The organism is Actinomycetospora chibensis, from assembly GCF_028737215.1.
GTDB classification, from domain to species: domain Bacteria; phylum Actinomycetota; class Actinomycetes; order Mycobacteriales; family Pseudonocardiaceae; genus Actinomycetospora; species Actinomycetospora chibensis.
Genome location: NZ_JAQZAM010000002.1, coordinates 371,951 through 388,341, shown reverse-complemented (window position 1 = coordinate 388,341; position 16,391 = coordinate 371,951). Strand labels below are relative to the sequence as shown.

The following is a 16,391-nucleotide window of genomic DNA, read 5'->3' as shown; positions in this document are numbered from 1 at the left end:
GCGCGTCGCTACTTCTCGACCTCGACCTCGACCTCGACCTCGAGCGGTGGGGGACCCTGACGACGCCAGGCCCACCGAAGCGTCGCCCGCACCCCCTCACACCAGCCGGGTCGAGACTCCGCGAGGTGCGGGCGCGTCTCCTCGAGCCGCGCGGCCGCAAGCCACTCCGCCTCGATCAACTCCTCGTACGCCATCGCCGTCCGTCGCGTGGCAGGCGCCGGCGTCGCGTCGGCAAGGCCGTTCGCGAGCCGGGACGGTGCCGTAGCGAGCCATCGACACGTGGCCGCGACGCCGGCTGCGTACCAGCCCTCACCACCGCGAGACGTGTCCTGGTGGTCCCGGTCGGATGCCGCTCTCCAGACCGCCACGAAATCGCAACGAGGTACACGGACGTTGCGCGCCGGAATGGCAGCCACGTCCGCGTCGGTCACCTCCATGGCCGACACGGTGACACCAGGGCCCGACAGCTGGCACTAGTCGTTCAGGGCGAACCCCGCGAGTGGTCCGCCGTGATCACCGTGACGGAGTCGGCGTAACGGAAGCCGGTGTCGCCTGAGTCGGAGGCGCAGTCGGACCAGGCAAGGCGTCATCCGCCCCTCCGGCGGCGAGGAGCACGGTCACGTACGTCGCCACCGGGATGGCCACGATCGCAAGCACCGTCACCCGTGCCGGCCACTTCCGAGGCTCTGGCCTCTCGGGCTGCTCGGGCTGCTCGGGCACGTCACACCAACTCTCCGCCGGATGACTCGCGGCTTGTTCATGCACATCACACCATGCGTCGATACGAGTCCAAGGCTTCGGCCGCACCGCCTTCCTAAACCCCGCCCGTCCCGCCGTGACCTAACCGTTACTCTCGGCCCCGTGGCGGTCGGAGCGATGACGGCGGAGACGAACCGCGCGTCGTCCTGGCGCTTCCCGACGGCCTCCCTGCTCGCCGCGACCCTCGGCGTCGCCGGCCACGTCGCTGGCGCGGGGGAGCTGCCCACCGCGACGCCGATCGTCCTTGGTGTCCTCGCCATCGCGACCGGCGCCGCAGGACTTGCGCGGTGGAGCGGAGCTCGCCGCCGGTGGTGCTGGGAAGCGCTGACGGTGCTCTGGCTCGGGCAGCTTGCCGTCGAGACACTGTTGGTGTGTGAGGCCGGCCCGCTCGATCGACCACTCGCGGCGACCGGCGTGCACGCCGCTGCGGGCCTGGTGGTCGGCGGCCTCATGCTTGGTGGCCGCCGCATCGTCGACGACACGGCCGCCGTACTCGACGTGCTCCCGCTGCACGGTTGGGCGGGCCCGACGGGGCCCGCCGCGCCGACCCGCGTCCCATGCGCGCCCGGAGGATCAACGGCGTTCCGCACACTGCGCCGCATCGACGTCAGCCCGGTCCGAGGTCCGCCCCGCTCGGTCTGATGTCGGGCCCGTGCCTCGACCGAGGCCGCTCGGGCCCGATCCGCGCCGCTGATGCGCCATCGCATCGCGGTTCTTCGTGTGGGCGTTGCTCCCACACGCCTCGCTCGTCCGTGGCCGGAAGCAGCTTTCTTTCCTTCTGCGCTCGACGACGGGCTCTGACACCTGCGGTGGCGTCCCACCGCTGACATCGGAGGCGTCTCCTTGTTCGTCCGATCCACCCGGCAGACGGCAGGACCACCGACCGCGAGCGCCCCCTCCACGGGAACCACCGACACCGGCCCAGCCGCCCCGACCGACGTGGCGGCGGACAGTTCTCCGGTCGTCGACGGCTGACGAGCTCGGCATGGCCAGACATCGATTTCTGAGCGCCCGCCCACGGCGCGATGCGGGTCTCCGCCGGGGCCTCGAGGCGGCCGTCGTCGGAGCTCTCGGAGCGGCGTCACTCTTCCTCGGCGTGTTCCTGCCCGCGGAAGCGCCTCCACCGGGTGCAGGACCCCGAACCGGGACAGCCGCCGCGGCCGAGCCGGCCCCGGTCCGGCTGGACCCGCAGGCATTTCCGGGCGGCGGCTGCGTCGTCCTGCCTGCGCGTACCGGCGGGTCGTCGCCCACGGTCGTCCTCGACGCCGGACACGGAGGCCCCGACCCGGGAAGCGGCGGCAGCACACCGGCGGGAACGACCGTGCTGGAGAAGGACCTGACGCTGGCGGTCGCCCTGGCCGCGGCCGACGACCTCCGGGATCGCGGGACGACGGTCGTGCTCACCCGGTCCACCGATGCTCTCGGGGCCGGGTTGGGCGCCGGCGACGTGCAGCGCGGGGCGCTGACGACGGACGCGAGCCAGGAGGACCTCGAGGCGCGGGTGCGCTGCGCCAACCTCGCCCGGGCCGACGCGCTCGTCTCGGTCCACTTCAACTCCTTCGACGACTCGACCGTCGGGGGCACGGAGACGCTCTACGAACCCACCCGGCCGCTCGCGCCGCGCAGTCGGGCGCTCGCCCAGTCGCTGCAGACGTCGATGCGAGCGCGCCTGTCGGAGCTGGGTCGGCCGCAGGCTGATCGCGGCGTCGTCGACGACTCGTCGGGAGGGGAGTCCGGAGGAGGGCACCTGGTTCTGCTGGGTCCCCGCGTCCCCGGCTACATCGACGAGCCCAGTGCCATGCCCGGGGCTCTGGTCGAGCCGCTCTTCCTCACGAACCCCGGTGACTTGGACGCGATCGCCTCGACGACGGGCACGGCGGCGCTCGGCGATGCCATCTCCACCGGCATCTCGGACTACCTCGTCGGAGCCCGCAGGCGCTGAACGGCGAGACAGCCCGAAGGACGAGTCTCTGGTCCTACGCCGACGGTTCGGAGCCCTTGGTGGCCTCGGCGTGGGCCGGGGCGGCGGGCGACGCCGGAGCGCAGCAAGAACAGCCGTCTCGGCAGCCGCCGTCGGTCCCGCTGACTGACGGCGTGTCCTGGAGCGGGAGTGCGACGCTGCTTCCCTCGATCGGTCGGGTCGAGGAGGTCGTCGACGGCCCGCAGCACGGGTCCTCGGGTTCTGGCGCAGGAGCCACGGTCAAGTGGTGGCGCTCGGCGCTGATCGGCGCGGCGCTGAGGCCCGGCAGGGGGCGGGTCCGGGCGGCTCGGACCGCGTTGAGGATCACCAGGACCTCTGCGGCCTCGTGGATCACGACCACCGTGGCCAGGCCGAGGACGCCGAATGCCGCGAGCGGGATGAGCGCGCCGATGATCAGCAGCGAGAGCCCGACGTTCTGCAGCATGATCCACCGTGCGCGCCGTGCGTGGGCGAGCGTCTGAGGGAGGTGGCGCAGGTCCTCGCCCATGAGGGCGACGTCCGCTGTCTCGATGGCGACGTCGGTGCCCATGGCGCCCATGGCGATGCCGACGTCCGCGGTGGCCAGAGCCGGAGCGTCGTTGACGCCGTCACCGACCATGGCGATCCGGCGGTCGGCAGCGATGCGCGGCAGCAGCTCCGCCTTGTCCTTGGGTCGCAGCTCGGCGTGCACCGCGGTGATCCCGACCTCCTCGGCCAGCGCGTTCGCGGTGCGCTCGTTGTCCCCGGTGAGCATCGCGACCTCGATACCGAGGTCGTGGAGCCGGCGGACCGCCTCGGGCGCCTCCGGGCGCAACTCGTCGCGAACCGCGACCGCGCCGAGCAACGTTCCGGCGCTCTCGACGAGCACGACGGTCGCGCCCTCGCCCTGCAGCCGCTCGACGTCGGGTGCCAGCGCACCGGCCGGAACCCACCCGGGCTTGCCGAGACGGAGGTCGACACCGTCCCGGCTCCCGGTCAGCCCGTGTCCCGCGACCGCCGCGACATCGTCGGCAGGGGAGCTCTCGATCGCCCACTGCGGGTCCGCCGCAGCGTTCAGGACGGCCTGTGCGAGGGGGTGCTCACTGCGCGCCTCGAGCGCGGCCGCGACGGCGAGGACCTCGCTCGGACGGTGGCCGGGGATGGCGATGACGTCGATGACCTCGGGCTCGTTGCGGGTGAGGGTGCCGGTCTTGTCCAGCGCCACGGCCCGAATGCGCCCGAGCTCCTCGAGGGCGGCTCCGCCCTTCACCAGGGCGCCGTGGCGGCTCGACGCACCGATCGCGGCGACGACCGTGAGCGGGACGGAGATCGCGAGCGCGCAGGGCGACGCCGCGACCAGCACGACCAGTGCTCGCTCGAGCCAGAGCAACGGATCGCCGAGGATCGAGCCGACGGCGCCGACGAGCACCGCCAGGACCACGATCGCGGGGACCAGCGGGCGGGCGACCCGGTCCGCGAGGCGTTGGCCCGCGCCCTTGCGGTCCTGAGCCTCCTCAACGATGTGCACGATCCGAGCCAGCGAGCTGTCGGACGCTGCAGCCGTCACCTCGACCTCGACCGCGCCGCCGCCGTTGATGGTGCCGGCGAAGACGTCGTCTCCGGGTGCGGCCTCGACGGGCACCGACTCACCGGTGATCGCCGAGGTGTCGAGGCTGGTGCGGCCGGCGCGGATGCGGCCGTCAGTGGCCGCTCGTTCGCCGGGGCGCAGTACGAGCAGGTCGCCGACGACCAGATCGTCGGGCGCGATCGTCACCTCCCGCCCCTCGCGCAGTACCGACGCGGTCGGCGGGACCAGCCCGAGGAGGGCCCGCAGACTTCGGCGGGTGCGGGTGACCGCGTAGTGCTCCAGCCCCTCGGCGACCGAGAACAGGATGCCCAGCAGGGCGGCCTCGGCGACCTGGCCGAGGGCGACCGCGCCGATCGCTGCGATCGTCATCAACGTGCCGACACCGATCCGGCCGTGTTGCAGGCTCCGCAGCGCGCCGGGCACGAACGTCGAGCCGGCGACGACGGCGGCGACCAGCTCGAGTCCGGTCACTACGAGGTCGGCGACGCCACTGCGCTGAAGGAGCCATGCGGCGCCGAGCAGCACGGCGGCGGCGAGCGAGAGCTGCAGCTCGCGGACCTGCCACAGCCGCGCAGGACCCTCGTCCTCACCGGCCCTCTCTGCCTCGTCGGGTCCGCAGCAGGCGTCGGACACGGCTGCTCCTTCCGTCCGCTCGATGTGGACCTCGCTGAGCGTCACCCTAACGTTCGTTGATGTGTGAGGTCGATACGGTTCGCCCGGTCGCGCCAACGAACGTTAGAGTGACCTCGTGGGCGAGAGCGCGCTTCCGGCGGACGATCAGTGCGACCTGCTGTGCCTGGACCTGCCGCACGCCGAGGACATCCGCACGTCCCTCCCGGACCTCTACGCCTTGACCTCGGCGGCGACGCTTGGGAAGGCGCTCGCCGACCCCACCCGGCTGGCGGTCGGCGCGGCGCTGCTGACCGGAGACGAACTGTGCGTCTGCGACATGGCGTGGGTCGTCGGGCAGGCGCAGAACCTCGCCTCCCACCATCTCCGCGTGCTGCGTGCCGCCGGGCTGGTGACGTCGCGCCGCGACGGCAAGCTCGTCATGTACCGGCTCACGCCGGTCGGTCGCGCGCTCGTCGGCGCTGTGCTCGGCGAGGTGCCGGCGTCGGACCGGGCCGCGGTCGACTCCTGACCGGTCAGAGGCCGATCACGCCCGCGAACCAGGCGGGGAACGAGGCGACCACGATGGCAAGCACCAGGACGGAGGACGCCACGGTCGCCGCCCCTGGATGGCGGGCGATGAGCCGTCCTGGCGGGCCTGCCACGAGGTGGCCGCGATCCAGGTTCTCGGCGGTGACGAACCAGAACACGGCGATCGTCGCCGCCCAGACGACCATGCAGTACGGGCAGAGCGCGCCGATCACCGCGACGCTCTGCGTGATCAGCCAGCCCACGAAGGCGACGGCGGCCGTGGCGCCGCCCTGCAGTGCCAGCCAGCACCAGGCCGGCATCGGTGTCCGCCCCAGCAGCAGAGCTCCCACCGCGGCTACCACCGGGAAGGTGGCGAGCCCGATGATCGGGTTGGGGAAGCTCAGGACCTCTGACTGCGCGGTTCGCATGATCGATCCGCACGACAGGACGGCGTCGAAGCTGCAGCTCGGCACGTAGTCCGGCTTGGCCAGCAACGCGATCTTCTCGACGAGCAGCACCAGGGCGGCCGCGGCGCCGGCGAGACCGGCGACGAGCAGCACCGGCCCAGTGCCTCGTGACGAGGAGACGGGAGCGGACGCCGGTACCGCCGCGTCCTCGGCGACGATCACGGCGCCGCGAGGGCCTGGTCGAGCGCCGCCTTCAGGGCGGGGTACGAGCGATCGCCCTCTACCGGCCGATCGTTGACGAAGATCGTCGGAGTGCCCTGCACACCGACGCTGATGCCATCGTCGCGGTCGGCCAGCACGCGGTCGCGGACCGCTGGGTCGGCGACGTCACGGTCGTAGGCCGCCATGTCCAGCCCGAGACGCTCGGCGAAACCACGGAACGTCGGCGCCTGCGACACCTGCTGCTCGCCCCAGGACAACTGCGTCTCGTACATCGTCTGATACATCTGCTCATACCGCCCCTGGCGTGCCGCGGCCTCGACCGCGAGGGCAGCGGGCTCAGCGTTGCGATGCCCAGGAAGCGGGAAGTACCGGGCGACGAAGTCGACCTGCCCGGCGTATTCGGCCCGGAGACGCTCCACGCTCGGGTACGCCGCGCGACACGCCTCGCACTCGAAGTCGAGGAACTCGACGAAGCGGACGCGGTCGCCGGCGGGCTGCCCGAGACGGTGGCTGTCAGGACGGATCAGTAGCGCAGCCGGCACCGGAGCCCCGAGCGTCGCGCCGCCGTCCTCGGCGACGGCCGTCGGCGAGGGCTCCTCGCTGCGGTTCGCGTGGACCAGGGACACGATGACCGCGACGACCAGCACGACGAGCGTCGTGGTGATGACGATCGCGCGCGTCGAGGCCGCTTGTGTCCGAGAAGTCCTGTTCGCCACGGAGCGACACGCTAAAGCATGTTGCTGTGAGATCGCCGTCGGCTCCTCACTACCCTCGGGGGCAGGAGGCGGCGTCGAACAGGGGAGCGGGGATGCACGACCGAAGCGGGTCGGACCGGGGCAAGCGGATCCCTTCCTCCGACGCGCGCCGCCGGGCGTTGCAGCAGTCCGCTGCAGCGGCCCGGCCTCACGACGAGCCGGGCGACCGGATACGGGCGAGCGAGAGGCGCCGGTACGTGTTCCAGGTGTGGACGTGCGCGGCGTTCGCTGCCGTCTGGGTCCTCGTCGCCGTACTGAGTGGCTCGTGGCTGTTCCTGGCCCTGGCCGCCGGCTTTGCCGCCCTCGCCACGGTCGCCGCGTGGTGCCTGGTCGTCCTGCGTCGTCGAGGGGGGCGTTGCGCCTGGACCCGGCGCCGTGCCCTGATCGAGTACGCGACTCAGGAGCTCACGGAGCGGCGACCCCTCGATGTGGAAGCCGTCCGACACCGGGGATGAACCGGCCCACCCGCGACGCGTAGTCCGCGTAGTCGGCCCCGTGCGCTCGGAGCAGGTAGGGCTCCTCGACCCCACGGACCTGCACCTCGATCGCGAGTACGAGGCAGACCAGCGCCGCGAGCTGCACCACGTTCGGGACCGCGAGGGTCAGTCCGGCGAGCGTCACGATCATCGCCAGGAACACGGGGTTGCGGGACCAGCCGAACACCCCAGACTCGACGAGCTCGGTGCGTTCGGACTCCTCGACCCCGATGCGCCACGAGCGACCCATGGCCTGCTGTGAGCAGACCGTGCCGACGAAGCCGACGAGCGCCAGGAGGAGCCCGAGCCAGGGCACAGCGGGCGCGCGGTCGAGCGGCAGCAGGGGCTTCGCCACTCCGAAGGTGCCGAGCAGGAGGCCGGCGAGTCCCAGGACGAGCGCGGCCACGAACGACAACGCCCCCCACCACGCCGGGGAGCGGGGCTCGCGGGGTGGTCGGCGGAAGCCCGCGTCCCCACCGGCCCGGGCTCGGTGCAGCCAGCTCTGGACCCCGAAGCACACGGCGAGTCCGACCACGTAAAGAAGCAGTGCCGTGAGCGCCATGGCCTCCTCCTGACATATGCAGATATGTGCATGAGAGCACGACCGTCAAGAGGTTCGGACTTCGCGCTCCTCAGCGGGGCCCCAGGGGCCATCGCGCACGAGCGGACGCGACCGGTGACCGTCCGATGTCCTCGTCGGAGTTACCGTCGCCCGGTCGGCGGCTCGATCACGAACTGAGTCCCGCCGATGGGAGGGACGACGGACGCGGAGGGCCTGGCCCTCCACGCGAGGAGGAGCAAACCCATCAGCGAGAAGACGGCATTCACGACCGGCCAGCACCGGGCGGCGACACCGCCTCGGTCTCGCGGCGCACGACCAAGGCCGTGGTGGGCCGCAGCCGGTGTCTCGATCGGCGTCTTGTCAGCGGTCGGCGGCCTGGCTGTCCCGGCGCTGGCGGACAGCGCCCCGCCTGCGAACCCGGAGTCGAGCCCGGTGGCGCAAGCGGCGCACGGCGAGGCCGTGGTGCCGGGAACTCCGTGTTCGGTGTCCGCGCGGGCGTGCGTCGATCTCGAGTCGCAACGTGCCTGGCTGATCCGCGACGGTCAGGTGGTCCGCGGTCCGATGACGATCTCCTCGGGCGGTGAGGGACGGGCGACCCCGGTCGGTCACTCGTTCCGCGTGTACCGCAAGGAGGAACACCACGTGAGCGGGGAGTCGACCACCCGCGACGGACGGCCGGCGCCGATGCCGTACTCGACGTTCTTCGCCGACGGCGGCATCGCCTTCCACGCGGGGGACCCCTCCCGCTCTTCGGCCGGGTGTATCCGCATGGAGACCCCCGACGCCCAGGCGACCTTCGGCGAGCTCCAGAACGGAGACAAGGTCCAGGTCGTGAACGCGTCGCAGGAAGCGGCAGCCCGGGGCGCATAGCGCCCACCGATGAGCCACCTGGCAGCATCGTTACTATCCGACACTGAACGGTGACCGTCAGTAGGACCGCGACAGCGGGCCGAGGTGCTCGAGGGATCGAGCGTCTGCCCGCACGTGGAAGAGCTACGGCACCTGCAGCCAGGAGGCGAGAGTGGACGCAGCGATGCGGACAACTCGCCCACCGACCTGTTCCAGTCCGCGCTGGCCGGCGGTCGCCGCAGCCGCCGCCACCTTGGTCGCCTCTGTCCTCCTCGATCGCCTCGGGGGTGCGAGCCTCGGGCACGTTGTCGCTCTCGGAAGCGTGTCGCTCGTGGTCGGGCTTCTCCGACTCCACCGCTTCGGGCAGGAGCATCGTGTCGCCGCGTTCCTGGCCAGTGCCACGGTCCTGGCGCAGCCGACTCTGCACGCTGCTGGCGAGGTGTGGGACCGCTCGACGGCGAACCTGACGCCCGGGCATAGCGCGGCACACCTCGGCTTGCTCGTCGCCTATATCTCGGTCGCCGTCGGGATGGTTTTTCTCGTGGCGGCCGTGGACGTCGTCCTTCTGGCGTGCGCCGCGGCCGTCCATCGGCTCGCATGCTGCTTGCGGTCACTGATCGCCGAGGCGCCTGAGTACCCGACCGCCGAGGTGCCGCCTGTCACGAGCCCGGCGCGAGCGACGCTCTCCCGGATCTGGGTCGCCTACGCCGTCCGGCGGGGCCCACCGCGGCTCGCCGTCGCTGGCTAGTCGACCTCGCTCCCGCGGAACCCCGAAGCGCCTCTCGTCTCGAGAACTGCTTCGTGCGGACCGTTGATGCGGTCGAGCCGTCGGCGACGACCTGCCCGCCCCGACGCTCCCCAACCTCTGCTTGAGAGGCCCCGATGAACGTGCAGGAACAGCAACGGCCCCCTCGGCCGCCCGATCCCGCGGGCGTCGTCACACTCCAGCCGCGCGGACGCCCGACGCCCCTCGACCACCGGCCCGACGAGGCACTCACCTCTCCGCTGCCCCGGCAGCGGGGGAACGGTGGTCACGGTTTCCTCGACGCGGTCGCGAGTGTCGCGACCGCGCCCTTCCCCAGCGGTCACCTCTGCAGTCTCACCGCGCCCGAACCTCCTCCGGCGCCCGCCGATCCCGCTCAGGACCGCCGAGGGTTCGCGTGGCTGCTGCTGATCGGCGGCGCTATCGGGCTGCTGGTGTCGGTGGTGCGCGCCGCGGAGAACGCTGTGGTGTTCGACCTCGTGCCACCGTGCGGAGTAGGAGCCGGGCCGGTATGCGAACCGGCCGCCGCGAGTCCGTGGGGCCATCTGGTCGCACTGATCGGGATCGCCGGCTTCGCTGCCGTCACGGCCATCGGTGCCATCGCCGCCGCCGGTCTCACGTTGTCGCGCCAGGTCGGGGTCGGGCTGCTCGCGGCGGTCTCGACCGGCACGGTGATCGCCCACTGGTCGCTCGTCCAGAGCCTGTTCTTCGCCGACGCCCTGTGTGCCTACTGCGTCGCCGCCTGCCTCGTCGCGATCCCCTTGTTCTGGTCCACGCTCGTCACCGCCTCCACCGAGGCATGGCTCCCCCTGCCGGCCGCTGCCCGCGGCCTCGTCGAGCACCACCGATGGGTCGTCGGCTGTTGGTCACTCGCGGTCCTGACGATCGTCTTCCTGACCAGCGACTGGTACGAGAGCGACCCTGTGGAAGGCGGCGCTTTCGGCGCCGTCGCGTTGATCTCCGCAGCGACCGTGTTCGGGGCTTGGCTCGCCAACCGCTACTCGGGCCGCATGGGGCTGTGGCTCTCGCTGGCTTCGGCGATGATGCTGGTCAGTGCGCTGACCGACATCGTCCCGGACGTGTGGCACGACTCCGAGGAGGCGGGCACGCCGCTCTGGATGCCGGCCCTCGCGCTCGTGGCGGGCTTCGTCGTCGTGGCCTGGTTCACCCGCGGAGGCTGCGGCCACGGACATGACGACGAGCCGGCGAGCCAGGAGCACGGGGACCACGGGCCGCCGACCGGCCGCCACCGTCCCGTCGGTGCCGACACGTCGGCCGCTCTCGGTGGCGTCGGGGCGGCAGCCGCGCTCACCGTCCACCGCGTGATCGAGGGAGCGACGCTCGCGCTGACCCCCTCGGTGCCGGTCATCGCCGCGCTGCTCGTGCACTCGGCCAGCGAAGGTCTCGCCCTCGCTGCCCTTTTCAAGCAGGCACGCCAGAGCATGGTCCCGTGGCTCGTGATCGCCGTCCTCGGGCCCGTTGCCGGCGTGATCATGGCGTCGGTGAGCCCGCTGCCGGAGACGATCGTGCCCATACTGCTGGCGCTGGTGGCGGGGGTTCTGCTCCGTACCGCGATGGTCGGCATCGGCATGGCGCGGGACAAGCGCCGGTCCGGCGAGCTCCGGAACTGGCACATCGGGGCCGCCGTTGCCGCCGCTATCGCGCTCGGAGCGATCACGATCGTCGGCCACTGATGTGGGGGGTCGTCAGAGCCGGACCCACCCGTTGAGACATGCGCATATATGCATGTAACGTCCTGGCCATGGGGCACGGACACGGTCATGGGCACGGCCACGGAGACTCGGATAGCCGCAAGCTGACGATCGCGCTCGCGATCACCGCCGCGGTGCTCGTGAGCGGAGCTGTCGGTGCTGTACTCACCGGGTCCTTGGCCCTGCTCGCCGACCTGGGGCACCAGGTGACCGACGTCGCGGCCCTGGTCGCGGCCGTCGTCGCCGCCCGGCTCGCTCAACGTCCGCCGAGCACCCGGCGCACGTTCGGCCTCGGACGGGCCGAGGTGCTCGGCGCGGCGCTCAACGCCCTTGCGCTTCTCGCGGTCACGGTGTGGGTGGCGATCGAAGCCTTCGAGCGCCTCGGGGACCCGACCCCGGTGCCGGGGCTGGGCCTGCTGGTCTTCGGTGCGATCGGGCTCGCCGGCAACCTGGTGTCGCTGGTGGTGCTCAGTCGCGGCGCCGCAGAGAACATGAACGTTCGCGGCGCGGCGCTGCACGTCCTCGGCGACGCGCTGGGTTCGGTCGCTGTTCTGATCGCAGCCGCGGTGACGTTGACGACCGGATGGGTCTACGCCGACACGGTGGCGTCGCTTGTCATCGTCGCGATCCTCGTTCCGCGGACGGTGGCGCTGCTGCGCGAGGCGTCGCACTTGCTCCTCGAGGGCGCGCCGGCCGGGATCGACGTCGAGGAGGTGCGCTCGACGCTGCTCGCCCTCCCCGGCGTCGAAGAGGTGCACGACCTGCATGTCTGGGCCATCAACGACCGCAACCCGGCCGTCTCGGCGCACCTGGTGATCGGTCAGGACGGTTGCGCGACCGCCGACTGCGGGGAGCACGGCGTGCTCGACGCGGCCACGGCCATGCTGGAGGAGCGGTTCGCGCTGCACCACAGCACGCTCCAGGTGGAAGCAGCCGAGCACGTGGCCCACGAATCTACCTGCGCATCACCTGAAGCCCGCTCGACGACGTGAGCGTTCTCGCGCGGAGTGCGTTTCTCAACTCCGTCGGGAAGAGCACGCAACGGTCGCAACGACCCGGCCGCGTGGCTTGTAGATGTTGAGCACCGCGACAACGACGAGGACGACGAGGCCGGCGCCGGGGTGGAAGACGTCGCCACCCAGGTGGAGCAGCTCTTCCGGTGCCGCGACGGACGCACTGCGCGCGGCTTCGCTGACGTCCCACATGTGCAGCACCGTGATCAATGTGGCGAAGCCCGTCAAGACAAGACTGATCACCACCCACCAGTGCTGGAAGAGCCCCCATGCGGTGCTCACTGAGATCGCCAGTCCCGTGAGTAGTGCGGCCACAGCCAGAGGCACCACGACGGTCCACCCCAGAATGTTCAGCATCGACCACGCACTGCGGATCGTGGCGAGTTCGCCACTCGAACCTGCGACGATTCCGACGGCAAGGTACGAGGCCGCAGCGCCCACCCACCCGACCGAAGCCACGAGATGCACCGTCAGCAAGCCCAGTCGCACTCTGCGATCGAGCATCACGCGCCTGCGCTCCCCGCGTCGACGGTCGCCGTCTGGATGTCGTCCAGGGACGCACCGTGCAGCGAGGGTCCGTGAGAGCCTGTACGGACAACCGTGTGGGCAAGCAGGAGGAGCGCCACGGCGAGCACGACCAGCGCGAACACCTTGACCCAGCGCGGCACCAGCACCCCGCCTCGATCGACCTGGTCCTGAGTCGTGTCCGGCTCTTGAGCTTCGTCGGGCACGCCCACCTCCTGTGATGCGTTTTGCGATACATCTTGTCTACACCGTGACGCTTTGTCGACGCTCATGCGTGGTGCCGCGGTAGGTTCGCGGCGTGCCGAAGCTCTGGGACGAGACCGTCGAGTCCCATCGCCGCGTGGTCCGCGAGACGGTGGAGGACGCCGCGTGGTCGCTCGTCACCGAGCACGGACTGAGGGCCGTGACCATGGCCAAGGTCGCGGCAGCCGCAGGCCTCTCTCGGGCGACGATCTACAAGTACTTTGCCGACGTCGAGTCGATCCTCGCGGCCTGGCATCAGCGGCAAGTCGACGTGCACGTTGCGCAGCTGACGGCCCTGAGCGAAGTAGCCGACGAACCGGGACGCGTCCTCCGATCTGTTCTCGGCGCCTATGCTGAGATCCTCGCCCAACGGGGCCAGCACGGTCCCGAGCTCGGCGCGTTGCTCCATCGTGCGGGCGAGCACAGGAACAGCGAGGAGCTGGTCGACGAGCTCCTGCGCCGAGTGCTCACATCGGCCGTCGATTCAGGTCAGGTCCGGGCGGACGTCGGTGTCAACGTCCTAGTCAGCTACTGTCGGCACGCGCTGGGTGGAGCGGTCGAGCTCCTCTCGACGGAGGGCGTTGATTGCCTCGTTGAGCTCACACTGGCGGGGTTGAGGCCAGACAGTTCCCGGCAGGAACCCTGCGAGGCACGATGACCTACGTGATCGCCGAGCCCTGTATCGACATCACTGACCGCTCCTGTGTCGAGGAGTGCCCCGTCGACTGCATCTACGAGGGCTCCCGCATGCTCTACATCCAGCCCGACGAGTGCGTGGACTGCGGCGCCTGCGAGCCGGTCTGCCCGGTCGAAGCCATCTTCTTCGAGGACGATGTGCCCGACGCGTGGGCCCATTTCGCCAGGATCAACGTCGAGTTCTTTGGCGGGCTGGGTGCCCCTGGCGGTGCCGCACGGGTCGGAGTCGTCGGCCATGACCATCCCGAGGTCGCGTCGATGCCCCACCGCCTCGGATGATCCACATCGCCGACGGCGGCGGCACGAGGCGGCGTCGAGAGAGGGCCAGGCCGGCGACGACGTCTTGGCCATCAGGAACCGGCATGGCGGTTGCGGAGGAACCCTAAGCTTCGCGAGGTCAGCAGCACCCGGCCGGCGTCACTGAGTCCGCGGCGACGAGCGGCGGGCCAGGGACGCATGGCTGCGCATCGCCGACCGGGCCCGCGGGCTCTGCGGACTCCCGGCGCTCACGCCTCGCCAAGGCAAAGGAGGCCGCTGAGCGCCAAACGTCGGTCGGACGGCCCTGTTTCGTGTCGTGTGAACGGCCAAGCTCGGCCCCGTCGTTCAGCCGAGGGGAGATGTCGATGGGTGACAAGTCGACACTGCACCGAGTCCGCAACTCCACGCTGGTGCTGCGGGTCATGGCTCGTCGGCAGCGGCTTCGGCGTCGGGATCACTGGAGCCGGGGTGCGTTGCTTGCCCATCAGGCTCGCGCACTGTCCGAGCTGCGAGCCTTCGCGTATGACCGGTCATCGTTCTACCGGCGGTTCCACCGAGGCATGGGCGATGCGCCGCTGAGTGAACTGCCGGTGTTGACCAAGGCACTCGTCATGGAGCACTTCGACGAGGTGTGTACGCGGCCGGAGGTCCGCATCGCCGACGTGGAGCGCTACCTCCGGTCCGCATCGGTCGACGAGCTCCTGGGCGGCCGTTACTACGTCGCGGCCACAGCCGGTACGACCGGTCGACGGGGCGTGTTCGTGTGGAGCCCCGCGGAGTGGGTGGACGTCGTCGCGTCCTACAACCGGGCGTTCGACTGGGCCGGCTCCACCGCCGGGCTGGCTCGTCGCTTGAGGACCGCGGTGGTGAGCTCGACGAATCCCTCGCACCAGTCCGCGCGAGTGGGCGCCTCGGTGCACAGCCCCTGGTTGCCGACCCTGCGCCTGGACGCCGGTGACCCGCTGCCGAGCCTCGTCGAGCGTTTGAACAGCTGGCAGCCGGAGTTGTTGATCGGTTACGCCTCGATGCTGCGCTCGTTGGCCGTGGAGCAGCTCGCTGGTCGTCTCTCCCTCGCCCCCAGGTTCGTGTTCTCCGCGTCCGAGGTGCTCACCGCGTCGACCCGCTCGCTGGTCGAACGCGCCTGGGGTCACGCGCCCCACGATGTCTACGGAGCTACCGAGACCGCCGGCCTCGCCGCGGAGTGCGGCGAGCACCAGGGGATGCACGTGTTCGATGATCTCGTCGTGCTCGAGGTCGTCGACCACGAGAACCGGCCCGTTCCCGCCGGCCAGTACGGGACGAAAGTGCTGGTCAGCGTCCTGTTCTCGCGCACGATGCCCTTAATCCGTACGAGATGAGCGACAGCGTGAAGCTGGCCGTCGATGGCGACTGTGGGTGCGGACGGCCTTACACATTGCTCGAGGGCATCCAGGGCCGAGTTCAGGAGACGCTGCGCTTCGCGAGGCCCGACGGCGGCACCCGTGACGTCCAGCCCGTGACGTTCCACCAGGTGATGGACACCGTGACGGCCGCGGGGTGGCAGATCGTCCAGCGGCCAGCCGGCCTCGACGTCCTGCTCGCCCGACCCGGCGAAGTCGATACCTCGGTCCTGGCAGCATCGCTGAGCTCGGCTCTCGAGGCCCAGGGCGTTGTCGCACCTTCCGTGACGATTCGAGCCGTGGAAACCATCCCGCACACCGCTCTGGGGAAAGCGCCCCTGATCGTGCGAGGACCCTAAGGCTTGGCGCGCGGGCCCGTCACGACGGCCATCAGGTCCAGACGACGCCGGTACTCGTCTTCGTCGATCTCTCCGCGCGCGAAGCGCTCGTCGAGGAGTTGCTGGGGCGTCGGTCGAGCGGCGGCGACCTGGCCCGCTCGCCCGAGGTAGCGGATCAGGGCGACCATCCCGAAGATGATCAACGCCCAGAACAGCACCATGCTGATGGTCATGAGCCCATACCCCCAGCCGTTCATGCCGGGGCCGTACCACCACATCATGTTCCTTGACCTTCCTCTCGCGCCCACTCCGGGTCCGCCGACCGCCGAGAGCCGGAGCTGTTGTACGACGCGCGCCTCGGGTGGACGAGGCCAGGTTCGGTTGGCCCGGGGGAGCCGGGCAGAGCCCGCGGTCCGCGGCAGAGGGAGTCGAAAGACCCTCCTCCGCACCGCCCACGGTCCCTGTCCGGACGACTCCTACTCTGGGTGAGGATCGCCAACAGCCCAGATCCTGGACGTCCAAGTCACTCGGCGGCTCTCGGCCAACCCGGAGGTCGGGCTCCTGCTGCCCTGCAACATCGCCGTGCGACGCTCCGTGGGCCGCTCCATCGACCTAGCCGTCGACCCCGGAGCCCTGCTCGGTGTTGCCGCCGTAACCGGCGTCGAGCTGCGTCAGACCGCGTCTGACGCCGACACCCGCCTGCGCTCGACAGCCTCACTACGACGATGGGTGGCGCCCACCCCGCCCGATCGGGCGACCGCGTGAAG

The 16,391-nt window shown here is 70.9% G+C and carries 20 protein-coding genes; 12 read left to right on the top strand and 8 right to left on the bottom strand.

The genetic code is table 11. The annotated features are described in order from the left end of the window. Nucleotides 1–8 precede the first annotated feature (8 nt). Nucleotides 9–437, bottom strand: coding sequence for a hypothetical protein (locus PH189_RS04325; protein WP_274187518.1), 429 nt, complete (start codon nucleotides 435–437; stop codon nucleotides 9–11). Nucleotides 438–861: 424 nt separating this feature from the next. Here PH189_RS04325 and PH189_RS04320 point away from each other — a divergent pair, with 424 nt between their 5' ends. Both PH189_RS04320 and PH189_RS04315 read left to right on the top strand, forming a co-directional pair. Next, the gene (locus PH189_RS04320) at nucleotides 862–1,401 is read left to right on the top strand and encodes a hypothetical protein (protein ID WP_274187517.1); all 540 of its coding nucleotides are present in this window, start codon (nucleotides 862–864) and stop codon (nucleotides 1,399–1,401) included. A 343-nt stretch (nucleotides 1,402–1,744) separates the two neighbouring features. Further along, nucleotides 1,745–2,701, top strand: a complete 957-nt coding sequence (locus PH189_RS04315; RefSeq protein WP_274187516.1) for an N-acetylmuramoyl-L-alanine amidase — start codon at nucleotides 1,745–1,747, stop codon at nucleotides 2,699–2,701. Between the two features lie 34 nt (nucleotides 2,702–2,735). Here PH189_RS04315 and PH189_RS04310 read toward each other — a convergent pair whose 3' ends face one another. Further along, complete coding sequence (locus PH189_RS04310; RefSeq protein WP_274187515.1) at nucleotides 2,736–4,919, bottom strand: heavy metal translocating P-type ATPase; 2,184 nt, start codon at nucleotides 4,917–4,919, stop codon at nucleotides 2,736–2,738. A 115-nt stretch (nucleotides 4,920–5,034) separates the two neighbouring features. On the opposite strand from PH189_RS04310, the gene PH189_RS04305 reads away from it, so the two are divergent. Further along, entirely contained in the window at nucleotides 5,035–5,427 is a 393-nt protein-coding gene (locus PH189_RS04305) for an ArsR/SmtB family transcription factor (RefSeq protein ID WP_274187514.1), read from the top strand. A 4-nt stretch (nucleotides 5,428–5,431) separates the two neighbouring features. Here the strand turns inward: PH189_RS04305 and PH189_RS04300 are convergent, their stop codons facing one another. The 3 genes from PH189_RS04300 to PH189_RS04290 form a co-directional block, all read right to left on the bottom strand. Further along, a complete protein-coding gene (locus tag PH189_RS04300) occupies nucleotides 5,432–5,986 on the bottom strand; it encodes a vitamin K epoxide reductase family protein (RefSeq protein ID WP_274187513.1) in 555 nt (184 codons plus the stop codon). A gap of 65 nt (nucleotides 5,987–6,051) precedes the next feature. Then, the gene (locus tag PH189_RS04295) at nucleotides 6,052–6,771 is read right to left on the bottom strand and encodes a DsbA family protein (protein WP_274187512.1); all 720 of its coding nucleotides are present in this window, start codon (nucleotides 6,769–6,771) and stop codon (nucleotides 6,052–6,054) included. Nucleotides 6,772–7,215: 444 nt separating this feature from the next. Beyond that, nucleotides 7,216–7,848 (bottom strand): methyltransferase family protein, encoded by a 633-nt coding sequence (locus tag PH189_RS04290; protein WP_274187511.1) that lies wholly within the window; start codon nucleotides 7,846–7,848, stop codon nucleotides 7,216–7,218. 186 nt (nucleotides 7,849–8,034) lie between these two features. Here PH189_RS04290 and PH189_RS04285 point away from each other — a divergent pair, with 186 nt between their 5' ends. The 4 genes from PH189_RS04285 (at nucleotide 8,035) to PH189_RS04270 (ending at nucleotide 12,164) form a co-directional block, all read left to right on the top strand. Continuing rightward, on the top strand, nucleotides 8,035–8,718 hold the full coding sequence (locus PH189_RS04285; RefSeq protein WP_274187510.1) for a L,D-transpeptidase: 684 nt from the start codon (nucleotides 8,035–8,037) through the stop codon (nucleotides 8,716–8,718). A 301-nt stretch (nucleotides 8,719–9,019) separates the two neighbouring features. Further along, entirely contained in the window at nucleotides 9,020–9,445 is a 426-nt protein-coding gene (locus PH189_RS04280) for a hypothetical protein (RefSeq protein WP_274187509.1), read from the top strand. Between the two features lie 134 nt (nucleotides 9,446–9,579). Continuing rightward, entirely contained in the window at nucleotides 9,580–11,154 is a 1,575-nt protein-coding gene (locus PH189_RS04275) for a vitamin K epoxide reductase family protein (protein WP_274187508.1), read from the top strand. Nucleotides 11,155–11,192: 38 nt separating this feature from the next. Then, nucleotides 11,193–12,164 (top strand): cation diffusion facilitator family transporter, encoded by a 972-nt coding sequence (locus tag PH189_RS04270; RefSeq protein ID WP_337994124.1) that lies wholly within the window; start codon nucleotides 11,193–11,195, stop codon nucleotides 12,162–12,164. 24 nt (nucleotides 12,165–12,188) lie between these two features. Here the strand turns inward: PH189_RS04270 and PH189_RS04265 are convergent, their stop codons facing one another. Both PH189_RS04265 and PH189_RS04260 read right to left on the bottom strand, forming a co-directional pair. Next, entirely contained in the window at nucleotides 12,189–12,689 is a 501-nt protein-coding gene (locus PH189_RS04265) for a DUF2269 family protein (protein WP_274187589.1), read from the bottom strand. After that, nucleotides 12,689–12,916 carry a hypothetical protein gene (locus PH189_RS04260; RefSeq protein WP_274187506.1) on the bottom strand — a complete coding sequence of 76 codons (228 nt, stop codon included), beginning with the start codon at nucleotides 12,914–12,916 and terminating at the stop codon, nucleotides 12,689–12,691. The genes PH189_RS04265 and PH189_RS04260 overlap by 1 nt, the downstream gene beginning before the upstream one ends. 92 nt (nucleotides 12,917–13,008) lie before the next feature. On the opposite strand from PH189_RS04260, the gene PH189_RS04255 reads away from it, so the two are divergent. The 4 genes from PH189_RS04255 to PH189_RS04240 all read left to right on the top strand — a co-directional run bounded on the left by PH189_RS04255 (nucleotide 13,009) and on the right by PH189_RS04240 (nucleotide 15,645). Further along, entirely contained in the window at nucleotides 13,009–13,611 is a 603-nt protein-coding gene (locus PH189_RS04255; RefSeq protein ID WP_274187505.1) for a TetR/AcrR family transcriptional regulator, read from the top strand. Continuing rightward, the gene (fdxA, locus tag PH189_RS04250; RefSeq protein ID WP_274187504.1) at nucleotides 13,608–13,928 is read left to right on the top strand and encodes a ferredoxin; all 321 of its coding nucleotides are present in this window, start codon (nucleotides 13,608–13,610) and stop codon (nucleotides 13,926–13,928) included. Before PH189_RS04255 ends, fdxA begins: the two co-directional genes overlap by 4 nt. A 344-nt stretch (nucleotides 13,929–14,272) precedes the next feature. After that, on the top strand, nucleotides 14,273–15,265 hold the full coding sequence (locus PH189_RS04245) for a phenylacetate--CoA ligase family protein (RefSeq protein WP_274187503.1): 993 nt from the start codon (nucleotides 14,273–14,275) through the stop codon (nucleotides 15,263–15,265). Nucleotides 15,266–15,273: 8 nt separating this feature from the next. Next, nucleotides 15,274–15,645: a phenylacetate--CoA ligase family protein gene (locus PH189_RS04240; RefSeq protein ID WP_274187502.1), complete on the top strand. Its 372-nt coding sequence runs from the start codon at nucleotides 15,274–15,276 to the stop codon at nucleotides 15,643–15,645. Here PH189_RS04240 and PH189_RS04235 read toward each other — a convergent pair. Beyond that, nucleotides 15,642–15,905 (bottom strand): SHOCT domain-containing protein, encoded by a 264-nt coding sequence (locus PH189_RS04235; RefSeq protein ID WP_274187501.1) that lies wholly within the window; start codon nucleotides 15,903–15,905, stop codon nucleotides 15,642–15,644. The two genes, PH189_RS04240 and PH189_RS04235, sit on opposite strands and share 4 nt — an antisense overlap. 226 nt (nucleotides 15,906–16,131) lie before the next feature. Here PH189_RS04235 and PH189_RS30425 point away from each other — a divergent pair, with 226 nt between their 5' ends. Then, a complete protein-coding gene (locus PH189_RS30425; protein ID WP_420791488.1) occupies nucleotides 16,132–16,389 on the top strand; it encodes a DUF302 domain-containing protein in 258 nt (85 codons plus the stop codon). The last annotated feature ends 2 nt before the right edge of the window (nucleotides 16,390–16,391 follow it).

Bases quoted from the DNA above. Each gene is read 5' to 3' on its own strand.
- PH189_RS04325 (WP_274187518.1), bottom strand. From the start codon at position 437: ATGGAGGTGACCGACGCGGACGTGGCTGCCATTCCGGCGCGCAACGTC.
- PH189_RS04315 (WP_274187516.1), top strand. From the start codon at position 1,745: ATGGCCAGACATCGATTTCTGAGCGCCCGCCCACGGCGCGATGCGGGT.
- PH189_RS04290 (WP_274187511.1), bottom strand. From the start codon at position 7,848: ATGGCGCTCACGGCACTGCTTCTTTACGTGGTCGGACTCGCCGTGTGC.
- PH189_RS04285 (WP_274187510.1), top strand. From the start codon at position 8,035: ATGGGAGGGACGACGGACGCGGAGGGCCTGGCCCTCCACGCGAGGAGG.
- PH189_RS04275 (WP_274187508.1), top strand. From the start codon at position 9,580: ATGAACGTGCAGGAACAGCAACGGCCCCCTCGGCCGCCCGATCCCGCG.
- PH189_RS04270 (WP_337994124.1), top strand. From the start codon at position 11,193: ATGCGCATATATGCATGTAACGTCCTGGCCATGGGGCACGGACACGGT.
- PH189_RS04265 (WP_274187589.1), bottom strand. From the start codon at position 12,689: ATGCTCGATCGCAGAGTGCGACTGGGCTTGCTGACGGTGCATCTCGTG.
- fdxA (WP_274187504.1), top strand. From the start codon at position 13,608: ATGACCTACGTGATCGCCGAGCCCTGTATCGACATCACTGACCGCTCC.
- PH189_RS04245 (WP_274187503.1), top strand. From the start codon at position 14,273: ATGGGTGACAAGTCGACACTGCACCGAGTCCGCAACTCCACGCTGGTG.
- PH189_RS04235 (WP_274187501.1), bottom strand. From the start codon at position 15,905: ATGATGTGGTGGTACGGCCCCGGCATGAACGGCTGGGGGTATGGGCTC.